Origin of the sequence: Anaerotignum lactatifermentans (assembly GCF_014982935.1) — a bacterium.
GTDB lineage: Bacteria > Bacillota > Clostridia > Lachnospirales > Anaerotignaceae > Anaerotignum > Anaerotignum lactatifermentans.
Map to the genome: position 1 here is coordinate 52,641 of NZ_JADCKK010000009.1, position 19,647 is coordinate 72,287.

Annotated in this window: 20 protein-coding genes and 1 riboswitch; of the genes, 3 read left to right on the top strand and 17 right to left on the bottom strand. The window is 45.5% G+C overall.

Annotated elements, in window-relative coordinates; translation table 11 throughout:
* The 17 genes from INF29_RS03955 to INF29_RS04035 form a co-directional block, all read right to left on the bottom strand.
* The gene (locus INF29_RS03955) at window positions 1-1,593 is read right to left on the bottom strand and encodes a response regulator (RefSeq protein ID WP_193484793.1); all 1,593 of its coding nucleotides are present in this window, start codon (window positions 1,591-1,593) and stop codon (window positions 1-3) included.
* 147 nt (window positions 1,594-1,740) lie between these two features.
* Window positions 1,741-1,902, bottom strand: a complete 162-nt coding sequence (locus INF29_RS03960; protein ID WP_159432887.1) for a hypothetical protein — start codon at window positions 1,900-1,902, stop codon at window positions 1,741-1,743.
* Between the two features lie 106 nt (window positions 1,903-2,008).
* Window positions 2,009-3,346: an acetyl-CoA hydrolase/transferase family protein gene (locus tag INF29_RS03965; protein WP_193484795.1), complete on the bottom strand. Its 1,338-nt coding sequence runs from the start codon at window positions 3,344-3,346 to the stop codon at window positions 2,009-2,011.
* A 198-nt stretch (window positions 3,347-3,544) separates the two neighbouring features.
* Window positions 3,545-4,489: a nucleoside hydrolase gene (locus tag INF29_RS03970; RefSeq protein ID WP_207728114.1), complete on the bottom strand. Its 945-nt coding sequence runs from the start codon at window positions 4,487-4,489 to the stop codon at window positions 3,545-3,547.
* Window positions 4,490-4,571: 82 nt separating this feature from the next.
* Window positions 4,572-5,246, bottom strand: a complete 675-nt coding sequence (locus INF29_RS03975; RefSeq protein ID WP_193484799.1) for a V-type ATP synthase subunit D — start codon at window positions 5,244-5,246, stop codon at window positions 4,572-4,574.
* 6 nt (window positions 5,247-5,252) lie between these two features.
* A complete protein-coding gene (locus INF29_RS03980; RefSeq protein ID WP_072851625.1) occupies window positions 5,253-6,629 on the bottom strand; it encodes a V-type ATP synthase subunit B in 1,377 nt (458 codons plus the stop codon).
* A complete protein-coding gene (locus INF29_RS03985) occupies window positions 6,626-8,401 on the bottom strand; it encodes a V-type ATP synthase subunit A (protein ID WP_072851628.1) in 1,776 nt (591 codons plus the stop codon). Before INF29_RS03985 ends, INF29_RS03980 begins: the two co-directional genes overlap by 4 nt.
* A gap of 21 nt (window positions 8,402-8,422) precedes the next feature.
* A complete protein-coding gene (locus INF29_RS03990) occupies window positions 8,423-8,740 on the bottom strand; it encodes a V-type ATP synthase subunit F (RefSeq protein ID WP_072851631.1) in 318 nt (105 codons plus the stop codon).
* A complete protein-coding gene (locus INF29_RS03995) occupies window positions 8,733-9,710 on the bottom strand; it encodes a V-type ATP synthase subunit C (protein ID WP_072851634.1) in 978 nt (325 codons plus the stop codon). The genes INF29_RS03990 and INF29_RS03995 overlap by 8 nt, the downstream gene beginning before the upstream one ends.
* A gap of 12 nt (window positions 9,711-9,722) precedes the next feature.
* Window positions 9,723-10,283: a V-type ATP synthase subunit E gene (locus INF29_RS04000; protein ID WP_193484801.1), complete on the bottom strand. Its 561-nt coding sequence runs from the start codon at window positions 10,281-10,283 to the stop codon at window positions 9,723-9,725.
* 27 nt (window positions 10,284-10,310) lie between these two features.
* Window positions 10,311-10,799, bottom strand: a complete 489-nt coding sequence (locus INF29_RS04005) for a V-type ATP synthase subunit K (RefSeq protein ID WP_022254673.1) — start codon at window positions 10,797-10,799, stop codon at window positions 10,311-10,313.
* The gene (locus INF29_RS04010; protein WP_087989744.1) at window positions 10,789-12,783 is read right to left on the bottom strand and encodes a V-type ATP synthase subunit I; all 1,995 of its coding nucleotides are present in this window, start codon (window positions 12,781-12,783) and stop codon (window positions 10,789-10,791) included. The genes INF29_RS04005 and INF29_RS04010 overlap by 11 nt, the downstream gene beginning before the upstream one ends.
* The gene (locus tag INF29_RS04015; RefSeq protein ID WP_193484803.1) at window positions 12,770-13,096 is read right to left on the bottom strand and encodes a hypothetical protein; all 327 of its coding nucleotides are present in this window, start codon (window positions 13,094-13,096) and stop codon (window positions 12,770-12,772) included. The genes INF29_RS04010 and INF29_RS04015 overlap by 14 nt, the downstream gene beginning before the upstream one ends.
* Window positions 13,097-13,777: 681 nt before the next feature.
* Window positions 13,778-14,203 (bottom strand): NUDIX domain-containing protein, encoded by a 426-nt coding sequence (locus INF29_RS04020; protein WP_022364209.1) that lies wholly within the window; start codon window positions 14,201-14,203, stop codon window positions 13,778-13,780.
* A gap of 28 nt (window positions 14,204-14,231) precedes the next feature.
* Window positions 14,232-15,110 (bottom strand): Hsp33 family molecular chaperone HslO, encoded by an 879-nt coding sequence (gene hslO, locus INF29_RS04025; protein WP_087989743.1) that lies wholly within the window; start codon window positions 15,108-15,110, stop codon window positions 14,232-14,234.
* 19 nt (window positions 15,111-15,129) lie between these two features.
* Window positions 15,130-15,879, bottom strand: coding sequence for a class I SAM-dependent DNA methyltransferase (locus tag INF29_RS04030; RefSeq protein ID WP_193484805.1), 750 nt, complete (start codon window positions 15,877-15,879; stop codon window positions 15,130-15,132).
* A gap of 75 nt (window positions 15,880-15,954) precedes the next feature.
* Window positions 15,955-16,161 carry a small, acid-soluble spore protein, alpha/beta type gene (locus INF29_RS04035; protein ID WP_087989741.1) on the bottom strand — a complete coding sequence of 69 codons (207 nt, stop codon included), beginning with the start codon at window positions 16,159-16,161 and terminating at the stop codon, window positions 15,955-15,957.
* A gap of 144 nt (window positions 16,162-16,305) precedes the next feature.
* Window positions 16,306-16,483: riboswitch (Lysine riboswitch) on the top strand.
* Between the two features lie 125 nt (window positions 16,484-16,608).
* On the opposite strand from INF29_RS04035, the gene INF29_RS04040 reads away from it, so the two are divergent.
* The 3 genes from INF29_RS04040 to dapB all read left to right on the top strand — a co-directional run bounded on the left by INF29_RS04040 (window position 16,609) and on the right by dapB (window position 19,433).
* Window positions 16,609-17,604, top strand: a complete 996-nt coding sequence (locus tag INF29_RS04040; RefSeq protein ID WP_072851654.1) for an aspartate-semialdehyde dehydrogenase — start codon at window positions 16,609-16,611, stop codon at window positions 17,602-17,604.
* Between the two features lie 40 nt (window positions 17,605-17,644).
* The gene (gene dapA, locus INF29_RS04045; protein ID WP_022364212.1) at window positions 17,645-18,529 is read left to right on the top strand and encodes a 4-hydroxy-tetrahydrodipicolinate synthase; all 885 of its coding nucleotides are present in this window, start codon (window positions 17,645-17,647) and stop codon (window positions 18,527-18,529) included.
* Between the two features lie 151 nt (window positions 18,530-18,680).
* Window positions 18,681-19,433 carry a 4-hydroxy-tetrahydrodipicolinate reductase gene (gene dapB / locus INF29_RS04050; protein ID WP_193484807.1) on the top strand — a complete coding sequence of 251 codons (753 nt, stop codon included), beginning with the start codon at window positions 18,681-18,683 and terminating at the stop codon, window positions 19,431-19,433.
* Window positions 19,434-19,647 lie beyond the last annotated feature (214 nt).

Genomic DNA, 19,647 nt, shown 5'->3' on the forward strand with positions numbered 1-19,647 from the left:
TCACTTTCCACGAAACTTATTCGGAGAAACCCCAAATTTCTTTTTGAATACATAGCCGAAATAATTCGGCTCGTCATAGCCAACCTTTGCGGCAATCTGGTATGTCTTTTCATCGGTTTCCTTCAGCAGCGCAGCCGCTTTTTCCATGCGGATGCCCGTCAGATAGGAAATATAGCTTTCCCCCACTTCTTTTTTGAATATGGTGGAAAAATAAGCTGTACTGATATGGAGATAACTGCATACCATTTCCAGTGAAAGGGCAGAATTGGCATAATTTTCCCCAATATATTTCTTTGCCTTTTCAATCAATGTCTGGGTGGTTCCCACACGTTCCCGATACAATTTGCCGCTGATGGCAAAGCAGACTTCACAAAGCCAGTCCTGCATATCCGCGCTGTCCCGGATGCCCGTGAGCACACCGTTGTAGTCAGTGTATTTACCAAAGACGATGTTTTCTTCCAAGCCATTTTTCTGTACTACGCGCAAAATGACACTCAAAATATCGATGATATATGCCTGAAAACTGCTTTGTATCGCCTTTGTCTGTCGCATTCTGCCGGAAATGCTTTCCACACAGGATTGTATCATTTCTTCATCGCCGAACTTCAATACATAACTCAGTTCCTTTTCATCTTTTTCGTCCAAATGGAGCAAAGTATCCTTCTGTGGTTCCACGTCGGAGATAAAGACCACTTCACCGGCAGTCCGGCTATAGGCAACGGCTTCCCTTGCCTCCGCATAGCTGTGAGAAATATCTTCGATGTTCTCCACCACGCGTCCAATTCCCACAATCAGGGTACAATTTAAAATCTTTTTGACTTCTTTGCACAATTCCCGGAAAAAAGTGGTCAATTGCATCAGGTCTTTTTCACTTTCCATGGCAGCAATGACACAAATGCCAGATGGTCGCTGGAAACAGCTATAATTGCCAAAGCCCTTGAATCTGTCCTCCAGCAAACGCTGTACAGATACAGCCAACAGGTTCCAACTGTTCCAAGCGGCATTGTCCATTTCCTGTGCCATAACCTTTGCCGCTACCCAGCGATTTCCTTCCAAAAGGGAAAGACCATATTCCTCCATAAGGACAGGAATATCCTCCTTGCCCACATTGCCCTTCACCAGATTGCTCAAAAATTTCTCTCGCAGGATGGGCAGATTTTTCCGGAAACTTTCCTGTAAGTTTGTCAAATCCCGCAAACGCTGGATTTCCTCATCCAATGTGCCCTTGATACGCAGCAAAATTTCCATCATTTCCTCTGCGTTGACAGGCTTTAAGATATACTCAATGATATTCAGTTTAATGGCCTTCTGGGCATATTCAAAATCATCAAAGCCTGAAAAGAGCACCACTTTGATGGAAGGATGGATTTCCCGCAACCTCTCTGCCATTTCCAGACCATCCATATAAGGCATCCGAATATCCGTCAATACCACATCCGGCTCCAACTGTTCAATTTTTTCCAGCGCATCCACGCCGTTTTCTGCATCGCCTACCACTTGAAAGCCAACGGCAGACCAATCTATTTTTCGAATAATGCTGGTGCGGACTTCCGCCTCATCATCCACCAGCAAAATTTTATATGGTTCATTCATATTTTCATCCCCTGCGTATTTAATCTTTCTCTCATTAAATTATAACAAAAAGGGGAAAAACGGAAAAGCCTGCAAAACATATTTTGTAATACAACAAAAAACGCATGTCACTCTTTTCAATCCAAAGAACAACATGCGTGAATTATCTTAACTTTTATAGAGTAGACAAGCGCCACCGCAAATGAGCAGGACAGCCACCAGAAACATGCACCCCGGCAGCAGCAAAGCCAAAAACACACCAGTTCCCAACGCAATCATCAGAGAACCGATCCATCGTTTTCTCCATTGGTTCACACATTTTCTGCCCACAGGCGTCACCCCCTACTTCTATTGTATGCACTTTTTTCCCTTATGTGTCTGGCAACAAAAAACAGGAATCTCTGAAAACATCAGAAATCCCTGTTTTGTATACAAATTAGATTCTATTGGAGTTTCGCCAGATTTTCTGCTTATCCGCTGCTGCAATGAGTTCATCCCTGAAATCAGGATGTGCCAAAGAAATAAGCAATTCCGCTCTTTCCCATGTGCTTCTGCCTGCCAGATTCACAATGCCATATTCTGTTACGATATAGAACGCCTGTGTTCTGGGGGTTGTGATGATATCCCCTTCTGTAAATTTGGGCAGGATTCTGGATTTCAGATTACCGGTCTTATCCCGATAAGAAGATGTCATGCAGATAAAGCCTTTGCCGCCAGGCGCATCATAAGCCCCTGTGGAAAAGTCCAGCTGTCCACCAGTACCAGAAATATGGCGTGTGCCTGCGCTTTCAGAGGAAACCTGTCCATACAGGTCAATGGCGATACAGTTGTTAATGGAAATCATATTTTCCATCTGTGCCATAACGCTGGGCTGATTCACATAGTCCATAGGGAAAGAAAGAAGTCCTTGATTTTCTCCTACCCAATCATAAAGCCGCTGGGAACCCAATGCAATGCCGAATACACCTTTCCCGCGATGGAGTGTTTTGCGGCTGTTTGTCAGTTTACCAGCTTCGTACAAGTCTACAAAACCATCGGAAAGGAGCTCTGTGTGCATGCCCAAATCCTTCAGATCGGATTCTGCCATGAGTTTGCCCACGGAGTTGGGCATACCGCCAATACCTAGCTGAATAGTAGCGCCATCGGGAATATGAGGCAAAAGCAGTGATGCAATTTTCTCATCAATTTCTGTTGCTGGAGGAACAGGCAGCTGTGCCAGAGGTTTATGTTCCCCTTCTACCACCACATCTACTTCAGAAATATGGATGCAGTCTTCCTGTCCGCCATAAACATGGGGCATATGTTCGTTAACTTCCAAAATAATCAGGTCTGCCGCATCCAGAATGGCTCTGGTGGTACAGTTTACCATGGAGAAATTGAAAAATCCCTTGTTGTCCATGGGTGCCACGGAAATCATAGCCACATTTACGGTCAGATACCGTCTGTAATAAGACGCCATATTACGGAAAATCATAGGAATATAGTTGCAAAGACCTTCATCGCACAATTTCCGTTCATAACCGGAGCAATGCCAGCTGTTATAGGTAAATGTTCTCCGTTCTCTATCCTGTTCTACTGCCTGAATGGGCTGCATAGCAAGGGAACCGCGAATCTTGATGTCTCTCAATTCATCTTTGCGTTTTGCCAGTGCTGCATCCAGCAGCACAGGGAAACCGATACCCACACTATAATCCACCCAGTCGCCGTCCTTCACCAGTTTCACCGCTTCTTCCGGTGTTTTCAGTTTTCTTTTATATTCTTCTGCAAAATTCATTCTTTCACTCCCATCTTGATACTGAAACATATTTCACGCATGATGCACGAAGTTAAAGCAAAAAATAGAATCCTTACATAAATTTCTTTAGGATAGCACTGCTATTCAAAAATGATAGCTGGAATCCTTTTTATTATTCAAGGATTCCGGCTATATATTTTTTAAGCTAACATTTCTTTTCTTGCAAAAGCATTCCCTTCAGTTGCCCAGAAAAGCACGCATGAGGATTTCTTTCAAATGTGCCTCCAATTTTGGAGAGTCCACACCGATACAAACCTTCACATTGGGGTTTGCTTCCCGCAGTTTCATGGGATCACCAATGGTACATCCTGCTGCTTCGCCTTCTGTGACAACGGTCATATGCATGGGAAGCATGGTAAACCATTCGGGATGTACAGCGCAGACAGCAGCGGAAGGATCATGGAGATAACATGCAGTACCGCCGCTGTGTTCATGCTGACTGATATAGTATGCCACCATATCCGCATATTTTTCCCCTGCCAATGTACCGCAGTTTTTCCAAGCCTGCAAATCCTCCAATGTCAGCTGAGAACGCTGTGTTACATCCAGACCAACCATGGTCACATCCAGACCACTTTCAAAAAGGATTTTTGCAGCCAGAGGGTCTTTGGAAATATTGGCTTCCGCATAAGGACTTACATTGCCGGGAACGGTCAGCGCACCGCCCATAATAACGATTTTCCCCATGATTTCTTTGATTTCCGGGGCTTTATTCAGTGCCGCCGCCAGATTGGTCTGAGGGCCGGTTGCCACAATAACCAGTTCTTTTCCGTACTTTTTCACAGATTCAATAATAAAATCCACAGCATCCATTTTAGACGCATGTTCCGCAGCTACAGGCAGTTCCACCTGTCCCACACCATTTTCCCCATGGATTCTGGCGCTGACTTCATGACGGACAAAAACATCCTGTGTCAGTGCTTTTTTCTCTCCCAGAAAAACGGGAACTTCCGGTTTGCCCATCATTTCCAGCAGGTTCAGTACATTTTGTACGCCTACTTCCGTATACACATTGCCGTAAGTACCTGTTACACCAATCAGTTCCAAGTCTGGGCTGCCAACGGCATAGGCAAGCGCCATAGCGTCATCAATGCCTGTATCCAAATCCAGTATCAGTTTCATAATTTTCCTCCTTATACTGCAAAAAATGGGTAAAACCGAAAAGGTTTTACCCATTTATCCACAGATCTAATGAAAATCAGGCTCAGGCGTGTGCCGCTTCGTCCTGTTTTCTCTTTTCCTCGATGGTTTTCTTCAAAACCATATCTTTGACCTTCATCAGTCGTGTGGTGCTGGCTCTTTCGTTTTCCTCCAGCTTCATGGCAATAAACTTAATGGTTTCCTGATAATTGGGAATCATTACGTTTTCCAGTGCGTTTACACGACGGCGGGTGCGTTCAATTTCCTGTGCCAAAAGCTGTGCTGTCTTTTCGCTTTCTGCAAGACGCAGCAAAGGCTCCATGGCATCGGAGAAAGAATTCATGGCGCTGTCCAGTTCCCCGGAGGTAAATGCTGTACCATAAGGATAAACATCCCCACTGCCTTCCTCTTTCTGGAAGTCAAACACAGGTACGTTTACGCTCATGATGTTGCGGTTCTTTACTTTAACCGCTACGGACTGCTGGGGAATCATCAGTGCTTCCGCCAATGTGCTTTCGCTCATAACGGCTCTGGCGATGATGAAGTTCTGGTATGCGCTTTCCAAAGCTGCTTCCGCTTGTTCACGGAGGCGTTTGTTTTCACGCACGATTTCCAGAAACTGTTTCATCAGTTCGTCCAGTTTATCTTTCAGCAGCTTATGACCTCTGGTCGCGGTTTTGAGTTGACGTTTGAGCCTTGTCATTTCCATTCGGGTAGGATTGACATTCAATTTAGCCACAATGCATCACTCCTCGTCCGCCAGATATTTTTCCAGATATTCGTCACGAATACGTTTCAATTCGCTCTTAGGCAGCATACGCAGCAGTTTCCAGCCAGTATCCAGTGTCTGTTCAATGGTTCTGTCTGTACGGAAGCCCTGAGAAACATACTGTTTTTCAAATTCATCGGCAAATTTCGCATACATCAGGTCGATTTCGGACAATGCGCTTTCACCCAGAATTGCCATCAGTTCTTTTGCGTCTTTCCCGCGGGAATATGCCGCAAAGAGCTGGTTCATGGTATCGGCATGGTCTTCACGAGTCTTGTCTTTCCCGATACCTTTATCTTTCAGACGGGACAGGGAAGGCAGAACGTCGATAGGAGGCTGGATGCCTTTTTTATACAGGTCACGGCTCAGGATGATCTGACCTTCTGTGATATACCCTGTCAAGTCAGGGATAGGATGGGTCTTATCATCTTCAGGCATGGTCAGAATAGGGATCATGGTAATGGAGCCGGGTTTGCCTTTGATACGGCCTGCACGTTCATACATGGTAGCCAAGTCAGTATACAGATAACCGGGGTAACCACGACGACCGGGAACTTCCTTCTTCGCCGCAGATACTTCACGAAGGGCTTCTGCATAGTTTGTGATATCTGTCAGGATAACCAGTACGTGCATGCCCTGTTCAAATGCCAGATATTCCGCAGCAGTCAGTGCCATACGAGGAGTACATACACGTTCTACGGCAGGGTCATTTGCCAGGTTTACGAATACGACAGAACGGTCGATGGCGCCTGTCTGTTTAAAGTCATTGATGAAGAATTCAGCATCTTCGAATGTGATACCGATGGCCGCAAATACTACGGCGAATTTGGAGTCAGTACCGCGAACCTTCGCCTGTCTTGCGATCTGTACTGCCAGATTTGCGTGAGGCAGACCGGAACCGGAGAAGATAGGCAGTTTCTGACCACGAACCAGTGTGTTCAGACCGTCAATAGCGGAAACACCTGTCTGAATGAATTCCGCAGGATATTCTCTTGCTGCGGGGTTCAAAGGTGCGCCGTTGATGTCCAGACGTTTTTCAGGGATGATGTCGGGACCATTGTCGATGGGTTTACCCATACCACTGAAGACACGACCCAGAATGTCAGGAGATACGCCGAAGTCCAAGCTCTTGCCCAGGAAACGTACTTTACTGTCGGACAGGTTGATACCTGTTGCGCTTTCGAACAGCTGTACCAGAGCGGTATCGCCGTTTACTTCCAGTACTTTACATCTTCTGACTTCACCATTGGACAATTCAATTTCGCCCAGTTCATCGTATTTTACGCCTTCTACGCCGGAAACAACCATCAGAGGGCCTGCGACTTCCTGAATGGAACGATATTCCTTTATCATAATTCATCAGCCCCCTTTGCGATCAGATCTTTTACTTCATTTTTGATATCAGCTTCGATTTCATCGTAGCTCTTATCTACGTTTGCTTCTTCTACATATTTCGCACGGCCGATTCTTTCTACCACATCCAGTTTTGTAATCTTCTGGATAGGCACGCCCTGTTTGATGGCTTCGCCTGCTTCTGCATAGAATGTCAGAATCAGTTTCAGCATACGATACTGTTTATGCAGAGAAGTATAGGTATCTATTTCGTGGAAAGAGTTCTGATGCAGGAAGTCTTCACGAATGGAACGAGAAGTTTCCAGAATCAGTCTGTCGCTGTGAGACAGGGAATCCACGCCGACCAGCTGTACGATTTCCTGCAATTCTGCTTCGGTCTGCAGCAGGCGCATTGCCAATGTACGCTGTTCGGAGAAATGCACATCAACGTTTTTGTCTGCCCATTCATCTACTTTATCCTGATACAGGGAGTAGCTGGTCAGCCAGTTGATGGCAGGGAAATGACGTTTATACGCCAGAGAGGAATCCAGACCCCAGAACACTTTGACAATACGCAGTGTTGCCTGAGATACGGGTTCGGATGTGTCACCACCGGGAGGAGATACGGCACCGATGGCTGTCAGAGTACCCATTCTGCCGTCAGAACCCAGGCAGACAACGCGGCCTGCTCTTTCATAGAACTGTGCCAGACGGGAACCCAGATAAGCGGGGTAACCTTCTTCACCGGGCATTTCTTCCAGACGACCGGACATTTCACGAAGGGCTTCTGCCCAACGGGATGTGGAGTCAGCCATCAGCGCAACGCTGTAGCCCATGTCACGGAAGAATTCCGCAATGGTGATACCTGTATAAATGGACGCTTCACGAGCCGCAACGGGCATGTCAGAAGTGTTTGCAATCAGTACGGTTCTCTGCATCAGAGATTCACCGGTACGAGGGTCTTTCAGTTCGGGGAATTCATTCAGTACGTCTGTCATTTCGTTCCCACGTTCGCCGCAGCCGATGTAAACAACGATGTCGGCGTCAGCCCATTTTGCCAGCTGATGCTGTGTGACAGTCTTACCGCTGCCGAAAGGACCGGGGATAGCTGCAACACCGCCTTTTGTAATGGGGAAGAATGTGTCGATAACACGCTGCCCTGTTACCAGCAGAGAGTCAGGTGTTTCTTTTACTTTGTAAGGACGTTCCTTACGTACGGGCCATTTCTGCATCATGGTTACTTCGATGTCTTTGCCCTTTTCGTCTGTGATGATACAAACGGTTTCTTCTACGGTGAATTCACCGATATAGATTTCTTTGATGGTACCTTTTACGCCATAAGGAACCATGATACGGCATTCTACTACCGCTGTTTCCTGTACTTTACCGATGATGTCGCCTGCTTCTACAACATCGCCGATCTGGCGTGTGGGTTCAAATTTCCATTTCTTTTCTCTGTCCAGAGAAGGTGCTTCTACGCCCTTATGAATGTTTGTGCCGCTGACTTCATACAGCTTTTCCAGAGGACGCTGAATCCCATCATAAATGGTGGAAATCAGACCAGGACCCAGTTCAACGCTCATGGGCATGCCAGTGGAAACCACTTCTTCACCGGGACCCAGACCGGAGGTTTCTTCATAAACCTGAATGGACGCTCTGTCCCCGTGCATTTCGATGATTTCACCAATCAGGTGTTTATCGGATACACGCACCACGTCAAACATATTGGCTTCACGCATGTTTTCTGCGATGACCAATGGGCCTGACACCTTCACGATCGTGCCTGCTTTCATATTTTCATTCACCTACAATCTTTATTCACTAAACAATATATCCGCGCCGATAGCACGTTTTGCTGATTCTCTGACTTCGTTCATGCCAAGACCCATGCTGCCGCCGATACCGGGGATGACAATGATGGCTGGCAATTCAAAGTCCTTATATTTTGCAAGACTTTCTCCTGCCTGAAGACTAGCCTGTTCGGTAATATAAATGATAGCATATTCCTTTTCAGCCAGATTATGGATGGTTTTCTTGATTTCTTCAGGCGTGTAAGCGGGGAAAATATCAATCCCCAGAGCGAGGAAGCCCATGATGCTGTCTTTATCGCCAATGATACCAACTTTAGACATAAACTTCTCTCACCCTCTCTTTGATAATTTCTGTATCAATGTTATGAAGCTTACAGGTCAGAATGATTCTAACGCATTTCGCTTCTGTTTCTTTCGCCAGGATATAAGCCACAACAGGCTCAGGCGTCAGTGTTTTGTATTTTGCTTCCTTGATGTATTCCATCAGGAAGTCGTCACATGCTTTTTCAAAAACCGTAAAGCCTTTGTCCATATACTGCTCACAAAGGGCACCATAGGAAGTTTCCTTCAGCACCGGCAGCATACTTTCTTCACGGTATGCCCGCTGGAACACGTCCGTACGGATTTCACCGCCGGGCACAAAAGCGTCTTCAAAGGCTTCAAAAGGACGTCCCATCTGTTTTACGCGCAAAATGGTTTTCAGGTTGGTCAAATCTGCCAACATGGTTACATATTTGCGTACAAAGGGATTTTTCATCTCAGAAGCTCTCTCATCCATAGCAGCGAAGCATGCTTTATCCAGAACGGTGTCGATATACTGACCGTTTTTGGTCTTTGCATACAGGCTGATGGCTTCTTCCACAGCGTCACCGTCAATGGTGGGCATTTCCGCGTAATTCCGTTCCCGGAAGTTCTTTTTCATATCTTCCACAGGAATGGTGCCGCCCCGCACCAGCAGCTTTTTGCCGCTGACTTTGGAAATTTCCTCTTTGATGAGCACCTTGATATTATGGTAATCATTCTTATAAAGGAAAATATCAATGAGGGCTTCATCGGGAATGAGCTTTGCCACAGAAGTATAAGTTTCTTCCAGATGGGTTTCGATCATTTCCTCAAACTGGTGCACATCCTGCACCTGGGTTTTGCCATAAGCCGTATCAGAAAGCAGACGCAGCGCTTCTTCGGCACTTTTTGCTTCTGCCATCTGCATGAGCTTTTGCTGGCTCAGCAGCTTATTTTCCATGGAACGCACACTGGCCACGGCGAAAGGGTAAATTTTATTTTTAGACATTTCTACCCCTCCTTAAAATAAGATTTTTGCTGCTGTAATCTGCATTTCTTCTTTTTGTACCATGATGATTGCATCAAAGGAATAGTTATACTCAATGTCACCGTTCTTTACTACAAAACCGCTGTCGATATCGCGGGTTTCGTCAGAGAGCACATAGCCCTTTTCTTTTACCACATCTGCCAGACGTGCTTTGTCTTTTGCAGAAACGATGATTTCTTTGCCCTGGCTTTCGTCCAGACGTTCCAGCATGCTGCCGATAACTTTTGCGTATTCCGCGTCAGGCAGATTTTCCAGACGTTTTTTTGCTTCAGCGATGATTTCTTCCAGAATATCCTGTTTTTCCTGCAGGATTGCTTTCTTGGCTTCCATCTCTGCGCCGGAGATTTCTTTTGCGCGGGCTTTTCTTGCTTCTTCCTCCGCTTTTTTGCGGTAGGATTCTTTTTCACGGCGTGCTTTTTCTTCCGCCGCTTTCATAATGGCATCGGCTTCATGTTTGCCTTCCAGCATGAAGGCTTCGATTTCCTTGTCCGCTTCTGCCATGATTCTATCAATGATGATTTTACCGTCGTTCATAGGAGTCATACCTCCTTTATCCGCAAATTACAGCTGCAGGCTGTTGAGCATCAGGAAGGATACCAACAGCGCAAGTACTGCGTATGTTTCTACCATGGCTGCAAACAGCATACCTTTTGCCAGCTCGCTGGGTCTTTTACCAACCAACATTACGCCTGCTGCTGCTGCTTTCCCCTGTGCGATAGCGGAACACAGACCAACAATACCGATGGGCAGAGATGCCGCAAAAATGGAAGCACCCTGTGCAACAGTCAGATCCAGCATACCGTCGCCGCCCAACAGACCAACTTTTACCATAACGATGAAGGCGATCAGCAGACCATAAATACCCTGTGTACCGGGCAGCGCCTGCAGCAGCAGTACCTGACCGAATTTGTTAGGGTCTTCAGAAACAACGCCTGCAGCAGCCTGACCGGCTACGCCAACACCAAGAGCACTACCGATGCCGCCAAGAGTTGCAGCGATCGCAGCGCCAGCTAATGCCAATACCTGACCGTTTAATAAACTATCTACCATCTTCAACATCCTCCTCTAAAATCTTTACATATTTTGTCTTTCTTTCAAAGGGACGGAATTCTCTGCCGCCGCCTGTGTAAAACTTGCCGAAAAATTCTACATACTGCAATCTACAGGAGTGAACGAAAGCACCCAGTGCGTTGATCGCAATATTGAATACTGTACCTGCCAGGAATACCACAATCAGCACGATGGAACCGACAATGCCGCCGCCTGCCAAAGAGCCCAGCGTATTGATAACCTGTGCAACTACCCCTGTTGCCAAGCCCAGAGCCAGCAATCTGGAGTAAGAAAGTACGTCAGACAGGTAACTGGTGATGCCGTAAAGGCTGCCCAGACCGCCTGTAATTTTCCCCAAACCTTTTTTCTTTCTGCCGCCGGTAACCAGAATACCAACTGCACCAACGATTGCCATATATTTGCCAACAGGTACCAGAGAAGGCATCAGACTGCCGCCAAAGCCGAACAATACCAGACCGATCAGCAGCAGATACCATAAGCCGATATCGAACAGCGCATCCAGCGGATGACCGTCACGGATATACATATACGCCTGTACGCCCATACCAACGAAGATGTGGATACCGCCCAGAATCAGGGAGAAGATCAACAGCTTCATGGGTTCTTCCAGAGGGTTGAACCAGATGGGGTTGATGACGAAGTCTACACCAAACATGGTTCGTGCGGCCACTGTAAAGAAGTCGCCAAACCATCCGCCGAACAATGCGCCCCAGATAAATGTGGAAATACCACAATAGAAGAACATTTTGAACATACGGTACATGGTACCTTCCAATTTATACTTTTTCAAAATGATGGCACAGCCTACAGAAAGGATGATACCGTATGCTGCGTCACTGAGCATCAGCCCAAAGAAAATAAAATAAAATGGTGCAAGAATCGCTGTCGGATCGATGTCATGTCTTGCCGGCAGGCTATACATGCTGGTAACGCCTTCAAATGCTGTTACCACACCATTGTTGTGCAGCAGGATAGGAACTTCCTCATCAGGGTCTGGTTCCTCAATATTATAGTAGAATTCGTACTTCTTCAGCAGATTTTCCACTTTTTCTCTGCTCCACTTGGGCATCCACCCGTCAAAATAAAATACGGTTTCTGTACTAAGCATATCCCCGACAACTTTTGCCCGGTCACGCCGCATACACAAACTGTCATACAGGTATTCGATATCCTGTTTTGCTGCAGCAAGAGCTTCCAGTTTCTGTTCTTCTTCCTTGATTTCCTGCTCCAGCGCTGTGATCTGCCCTTCATAAGACTGAATCAGTTCTGCCGGTGTCCCTTTTGTTTCTCCAAGGGTCACTGAAACAAAACCGTAAGGTCTTAAGGCTTCATAGAGCTGATCTTTTTCATCTTTCCAGCAAATAAAAGAGAAATATTTCTGCTGTTTATCTGCTCCGATTTCATTTACGACTGCCGAAGGCAATGCTGCCAGCACATCTGTCTGTAACTGTGCGCCATTGGTTTTGGCATTTACCGTACCAAGTACCAGACAAGCATGAGCTGTTTCTGTCATTTCCATAGGTACATCCAATGTTTCCCAAGGCTGAAGCCCCTGAATGACTGTACGCAGACGGTTGATTTCCGTTCTTGCGTCTGCAATCTTCTTATTGGATTCTACCGCATGGTCCACATTCATTTCCGTTGCTGTTTTGGTGGCATTCATGTGGTCAACAAAAACATTGCGCTTGATTTCTTTTCTGGTGTGGATCAATGGCTTCTTACCGGTATCATACCGATTGATGGCGTCCAATGCGACACTGACACGGGCAATGTCCGCTTCCAGACGAGAAACGTCCGCGCTGTTACTGGTACGGAAAATATCCGGCATCCATTCTTCGTCATTGACAACGCCTTCCTGAGAATTGATTTCCACAACACCCAGGCGCATCAGTTCATGCAGAAATGGGGTACGACTGCTGTTCAGACCAATGACAGTCAGTTTTTGCATATCAGTTACTGCCATAAGTACCCACAACCTTTCCGATGACCGCCTGTATTGCTTCTTCTTTCTTTCCCGCAGCCTGCTTTCTGATTTCCTGACAAGCTTCTTCAGCTTCTCTGCGAATACCCTGAATAGTCATTTCACTGTCTTCCACAGCGTTTTTGACTGTTTCGTCCACCATGAGCAGTCCGTCCTTACGGGTCTTTTCCAGCAGCGCTGCCGCTTCCGCCTGCGCTTTTACCTTCAGTTCTTCCGCTTGTTCTGCTGCCTGGCGTTTTTTCTCCACAGCCTGCGCTTCTGCATCCACAATACTTTTCAGAATTTCATAAGCCACTTTTATCACCTCTCTCGCTGCAAGTTTACTGCATGTTATCAGGTGTTTCTAAATGTATTGACACAAAAAACACTTTTTGTTAAAAAAATGTCAATTTATGTTTCCTTACATAAAAAATATCCCAAGAATAAACAAATGCAGTTTCCCCTTCTCTTTTTCATAATAATACAAAAAAGAGAAGGTCATATCTGGTAAAAAATGTCTAATATGAATAAGTTTTACCAGTCCCTTCCAGATATGTATCAAATATCAAACATACCTTAATCTAAATAATAATGGTTCTTTGCTGCATTGTCAATATACACTTCCGCCTCTATGATTATAGAAAAATGAAGATTTGCCAACATTATTGTTAAATATAAATCGAAAATTTTTCATAAAAAATCAAAACCCTGAATTTTAAAGGTCTTGCGAGGGATACTTTGCGTCCTATCTATTTGCAGGCAAAATGATTCCCCGTTATTTTCCCTATTAATTTTATATGCAATTGTGCATATAACACAAAATCCTGTCGCTCAATTTAGATATTCTTTTCCTCTTTTACCATTGTCATACAGATCGAATATGCGTTCTTTTACGCTTTAATCTGACAGAAAGTTTTTTTGAAGATTTTTCTGCAAAAAAAATGACTCCGCCTTCATAAGGATTGCTCCATGAAAACGAAGTCTCTTTTTGTGCTATTTAGTGATTCTCTACGGCTTCCAGCGCACGGAAAATGTCACGTTTCATCCAATGAGGCAATTCACTTTCTTCCACCTCATCTTTATGCAGCCACAAAAAACCATCATGTTCCTTGCTTAACTGCACCTCTCCACCTGTCCAAACAGCCGCATATGTAAAAATACAGAGGTGAATCTGATGCCGGATGATGTCAAACATGGAAACGGGTCTGCCAATCTCTACAGACAAGGATGTTTCTTCCCGAATCTCCCGCAGAAGTCCATCCTCGGCTTTTTCGTAAAAATGCAGCCCTCCGCCGGGCAAATCCCATTTCTGATATTTGTTCATATAACTGCCTGCCATTTCTCCTTTGGAACGACGCAGCACCAACACTTCGTCCCCCCGGACAATGACAGCCTTCACAGCCACCGCAAAATCCCGATGCATCTGATTCACCTCCCTTCCTCATTTTTTCTTACTTCGCGCTTTCCAGCAGTTCTTTCAGCTCTTCTTCTGTGAAGTTATATTCTTTGTTGCAGAAATGGCAATGCAGATTTGCCTTTTTATCTTCACGGATGATTTTTTCCAGTTCTTCTTTACCAATGCTGATGAGTGCTTTTTCCACACGTTCTTTGGAACAGTTGCAGTAGAATTCTACAGGCATCTTATCCATAATCTTCAGATCCATATCCCCCAGAATCATTTCCAGAATGTCTTCGGGGCTTTTGCCCATATCCAACAGGTCTGTCACATAAGGAATGGTGTTCAGACGCTGTTCCAATTTAGAAATCATTTCTTCTGTTGCTTCGGGCATCAGCTGAATGATAAAACCGCCGGCACGACGAATAGATGTATCTGTTTCTACCAATACACCCAGACCTACAGAAGAAGGTGTCTGGTCAGACTGTGCAAAATAATATGTCAGGTCTTCTGCGATTTCGCCGCTGACCAGCTGAATTCTACCGGCATAGGGTTCTTTCAGACCGATATCACGGATAACGCTCATGTAACCTTCCCCAATAGCACCGCCCACATCCAGTTTGCCGGGATATTTGCTGGGGATATCCACATTGGGGTTGAATACATAGCCTTTTACATGACCGTGGGAGTCACCGGAAACCACAATACCTTTCAGGGGACCCAAGCTGCGAATCTGCAATGTTACCAAGTCTTTATCGCCTTTGAGCATGCTGCCCATCATCGCTGCCGCTGTGAGCATTCTGCCCAGTGCCGCAGAAGCTACGGGAGAAGTATGGTGCACTTCTCTTGCATACTGTACGGTTTCTCTTGTTGTTGCCGCAAAAGCACGGATACTGCCGTTCCCTGCCGTTGCACGAATAATATAATCCTGCATGTTGTATTTCCTCCGTTTCTTACTCTGCCCCTTTTGCCACAAACACAATCCGCTGGCAATCTTCTTTGGGGCTTTCCCATGTATAATCATCATACATGCCTACCAGCGTGAAGCCGTTTTCTGCCAGAGCAGTTTTGATTTCTTCCACACTGTAGGCTCTTTCATAATGCACTTCTTCTGTTCTTTCGTATTTGCCGTCATTTCCTTCTATAAAAAAGTTCACTGCATAGGCATTGATTTTTTCTTCCGGGTCATAATCGTTTTCCCAGATATAGGCTGCATGTTCCTCTGTAACGGCATAAGTATTCTGGGCAAGGACTTCACTGAATTTGTACTCTGTATTCATATCAAACAAAAACAATCCGCCCTGCCGCAAAGATGCTTTCACGCAGGCAAAAGCCGCTGAAAGTTCTGCATCTTCTGTCAGATAGTTCAGGCTATCGCAAACGCTGATGATACAGTCTGCCTCCTCCGGCAGAGAAACCTCTGTCAAATCCTGCTCTAATAATATAGAAGAAAATCCTGCTTCCCGCAGCTTTTTTTCTGCCTGACAGAGCATATCAAAAGACAAGTCCACACCTATGGTGCGGTATCCTTTTTCTGTCAAAGGCACCAGCAGATTGCCTGTCCCACATCCAAGGTCTGCAATGACCTCCGGCTGTAAGCCTTCCTTTCGCCAGATTTCCTCCAGAAAAGAAAGCCACTGGTCATAAGGCACTTCTTCCATAAACAAATCATAGACTGTGGCAAAGTCTGTATATGCGTTCATTGTTTCCACTCGCTTTCCTTGTTGCCATAATCTAAAATTATACCGTTTTCTAAATGGAAAAGCAAGTATTTCCCTTTATTCATCTGCCTTTTTCTCGTTTTTTCCCTCCTGCATCTGTGCGCGCTTCCGTTTTCCCATGATGCCGCCGATGCGTCCGCTTTCTCTGGATGTGAGTCCCTTCCATCCGTTTTCTGTAATTTTATCCAACAGCCCTAATTCCTCCGCAATTTCATATTTCATACGCAGGTCTGCTTTTTGTTCTGGTGTCAGTTCTTTTTTCATGATTTTTATAACCTCCTGTTTTCCTTGAAAAATGGGCTTTTTTCTTGTACTTATTTTTATTCTTGAAATAATTTTGAAAATTATGCAGGAAAGGTTTGACAGAATCCGATTTGGATGTTAGACTAACTTCATAAGTACATAAAAATACAAAGTAGAGGTGCGTTTTTCAAGAGTAACCGAGCCAATATCATAAGGGATACAGGAGGCTCGTCGAAAGGGGAAAATGCCGAAGAAAAAGACGGCCTTATCTGTTTTTTTCTGGTTGTGCGGTTAAGAGCCGTATGACTGTCATTGGGTTTCCCAATGGAGCGCTACTGGATAATTACCATAGTTTATTGCTATTGTTTATTTTCTATGGTTTTTTGCAGTCGGCGCTGGCCGGCTTTTTTGTTACCAAAAATCATCTCTCACACAAACGTATTTCTGGGAAGGAAGGTATCAATCATTATGAAAAAAATCAATCTTGCTGTTGTAGGCGCAACTGGTATGGTAGGCAGAACATTCCTGAAAGTTCTGGAAGAAAGACAGCTGCCCATCGAAAACTTCTATGTAATGGCATCCAGCCGTTCTGCTGGCTCCAAACTGACTTTCAACGGCAAAGAATATACAGTAGAAGAACTGACAGAACATTCTTTTGATAAACCCATCGACATTGCCCTGTTCTCCGCAGGCGGCGGCACCAGCGAAAAATTCGCTCCCATCGCAGCAGCACACGGCTGTATCGTTATCGACAACAGCTCTCAGTGGCGTATGGATCCCGAAGTTCCTCTGGTTGTTCCTGAAGTAAACCCTGAGGACATCGCATGGCACAAAAACATCATCGCAAACCCCAACTGCTCCACAATCCAGGCTATGGTTGCTCTGAAACCCCTGGATGACAAATACAAAATCAAACGTGTGGTTTACTCCACATATCAGGCTGTATCCGGCGCAGGTATGGCAGGATGGAAAGATCTGGAAAATGGTCTGAAAGGGGAAGCTCCTAAGAAATTCCCTCACCCCATCGCAAACAACTGCCTGCCTCACATCGATGTATTCCTGGACAACGGCTATACAAAAGAAGAAATGAAAATGGTAAACGAAACAAGAAAAATCCTGCATAACGACGAAATGCGCGTAACTGCAACAACCGTTCGTGTACCTGTATTCGATTGCCACAGCGAATCCATCAACATCGAATTTGAAAAACCTTTCGAAATGGATGACCTGCTGGAAACACTGAAAAACGCTCCCGGCGTTGTACTGCAGAACAATTCCGAAGCCAACGAATATCCTCTGGCTGTAGATGTTGCAGGTCATGACGAAGTATATATCGGTCGTGTACGTCGTGACGATAGCGTAGAAAGTGGTGTAAACATCTGGGTTGTAGCTGACAACATCAGAAAAGGCGCTGCAACAAACGCTGTTCAGATTGCAGAAGAAATCATCAAAAACATGCAGTAATTCCAAATCATATTCTTGAACATCGAAGGAGGTCATTCTTATGTCTATTTTCACAGGCGCTGGGGTGGCACTGGTTACCCCTACCTACGCTGACGGCAGCGTAAATTTTGATAAACTGAAAGAACTCATTGAATTCCAGATTGCAAACGAAACAGATGCACTGATCATCTGCGGCACAACAGGCGAAGCATCCACACTGTCTGACGAAGTTCAGATCGAATGTGTACGTTTCTCCAAAGAAGTTGCAAACGGTCGTGTTCCTGTTATCGCAGGCGCAGGCAGCAACGATACTGCACACTGCATCGCACTGGCACAGGGCTGCGAAAAAGCTGGCGCTGACGCTGTTCTGCTGGTAACACCTTACTACAACAAAGCAACACAGAAAGGTCTGATCCTGCACTACACAGCAGTTGCAAACAGCATTTCCATTCCCGTTATCCTGTACAACGTACCCGGTCGTACCGGCTGCAACATCGCACCTAAGACTGTTTACGAACTGTCCAAAGTAAAAAATATCGTAGCGATCAAAGAAGCTAGCGGCAACTTCTCCCAGATTGCAGAAATCGCTGCACTGTGTGGTCCTGACTTCGATATCTACAGCGGCAATGACGACCAGATCGTTCCTATGCTGGCACTGGGCGCAAAAGGCGTTATCTCCGTACTGTCCAACGTTGCTCCTAAAAATACCCATGACATGGTTGCAAAATTCATGGCTGGCGATGTAGCAGGCGCTGCAAAACTGCAGCTGGATGCCATTGAACTGATCAAGGCTCTGTTCTGCGAAGTAAACCCCATCCCCGTAAAAGCAGCTCTGAACCTGATGGGTTACGAAGTAGGCCCTTGCCGTCTGCCTCTGTGTGACATGGAAGAAAAGAACCTGGAAACACTGAGAACTGCACTGAAAAACTACGGTTTGCTGAAATAAGACACATTTGTTTCTGTTGAAACAGCAAAATATATGCATCCAGTAAGGGCATCCGTACCGAAATGCATCAGAGCCGGAAAACCCCTAAAAGGTTCCGGCTCTTTCTTTTTGAATACTGCTGTTTCAACTTATTTTAAGGAGGTTTTGATTTATGGTAAATATCATCATGCACGGCTGCGGCGGCAAAATGGGTCATGTCGTAGCAGACCTGGTGAAAAACGACCCTGATTGCCAGATTGTTGCAGGTATCGACCCTACTGTTCCTGCACTGGATTTCCCTGTATTCGCTTCCCCTGCGGAATGCACCGTTGACGCAGATGTCATCATCGACTTCTCCACAGCAACAGCTGTTCCCGCTCTGCTGGACTTTGCAAAAGAAAAACAGATTCCCGTTGTTGTCTGCACAACAGCTCTTTCTGATGAAACACAGGCAAAACTGGAAGAAACATCTAAAAGCGTTGCTGTTCTGAAATCTGCAAACATGTCCATCGGTGTAAACCTGCTGCTGGATCTGGTACAGCGTGCAGCACAGATCCTTTATGATGCAAACTTCGACATTGAAGTAGTAGAAAAACATCATAACCAGAAAATCGACGCACCCAGCGGCACTGCTATGGCACTGGCTGATGCCATCAATGCTGCTATGGACGAAAAATTCCACTATGTATACGATCGTTCTCAGAAACGCGAAAAACGGGAACGTACAGAAATCGGTATCCATGCTATCCGCGGCGGCAATATCGTTGGGGAACATGATGTCATCTTTGCAGGACGAGATGAAGTCATCACCCTCAGCCACCATGCTTCCAGCAGAGAAGTATTTGCCGTTGGTGCTGTAAAAGCTGCAAAATTCCTAGCTGAACAGCCTGCTGGTCTGTACTCCATGAAAGAAGTTCTGGCATAAGCATATAAAACAGACTTCAGAAAAAACAATATTGCGTAAATCATAACCACGCCTAAAAGACGTGGTTTGCACTAGCCCTATAAGGGCTTATTAAGAGCCAGCGCCTAAATGACGCTGGCTTTCACTTCGTTCAAGCCTTGGTGGTATGATTATCTGCTACCCTTAAAAGGGTCTTCATACTCTTTTGTATTCAACTTATCTTCAATTTGATCTT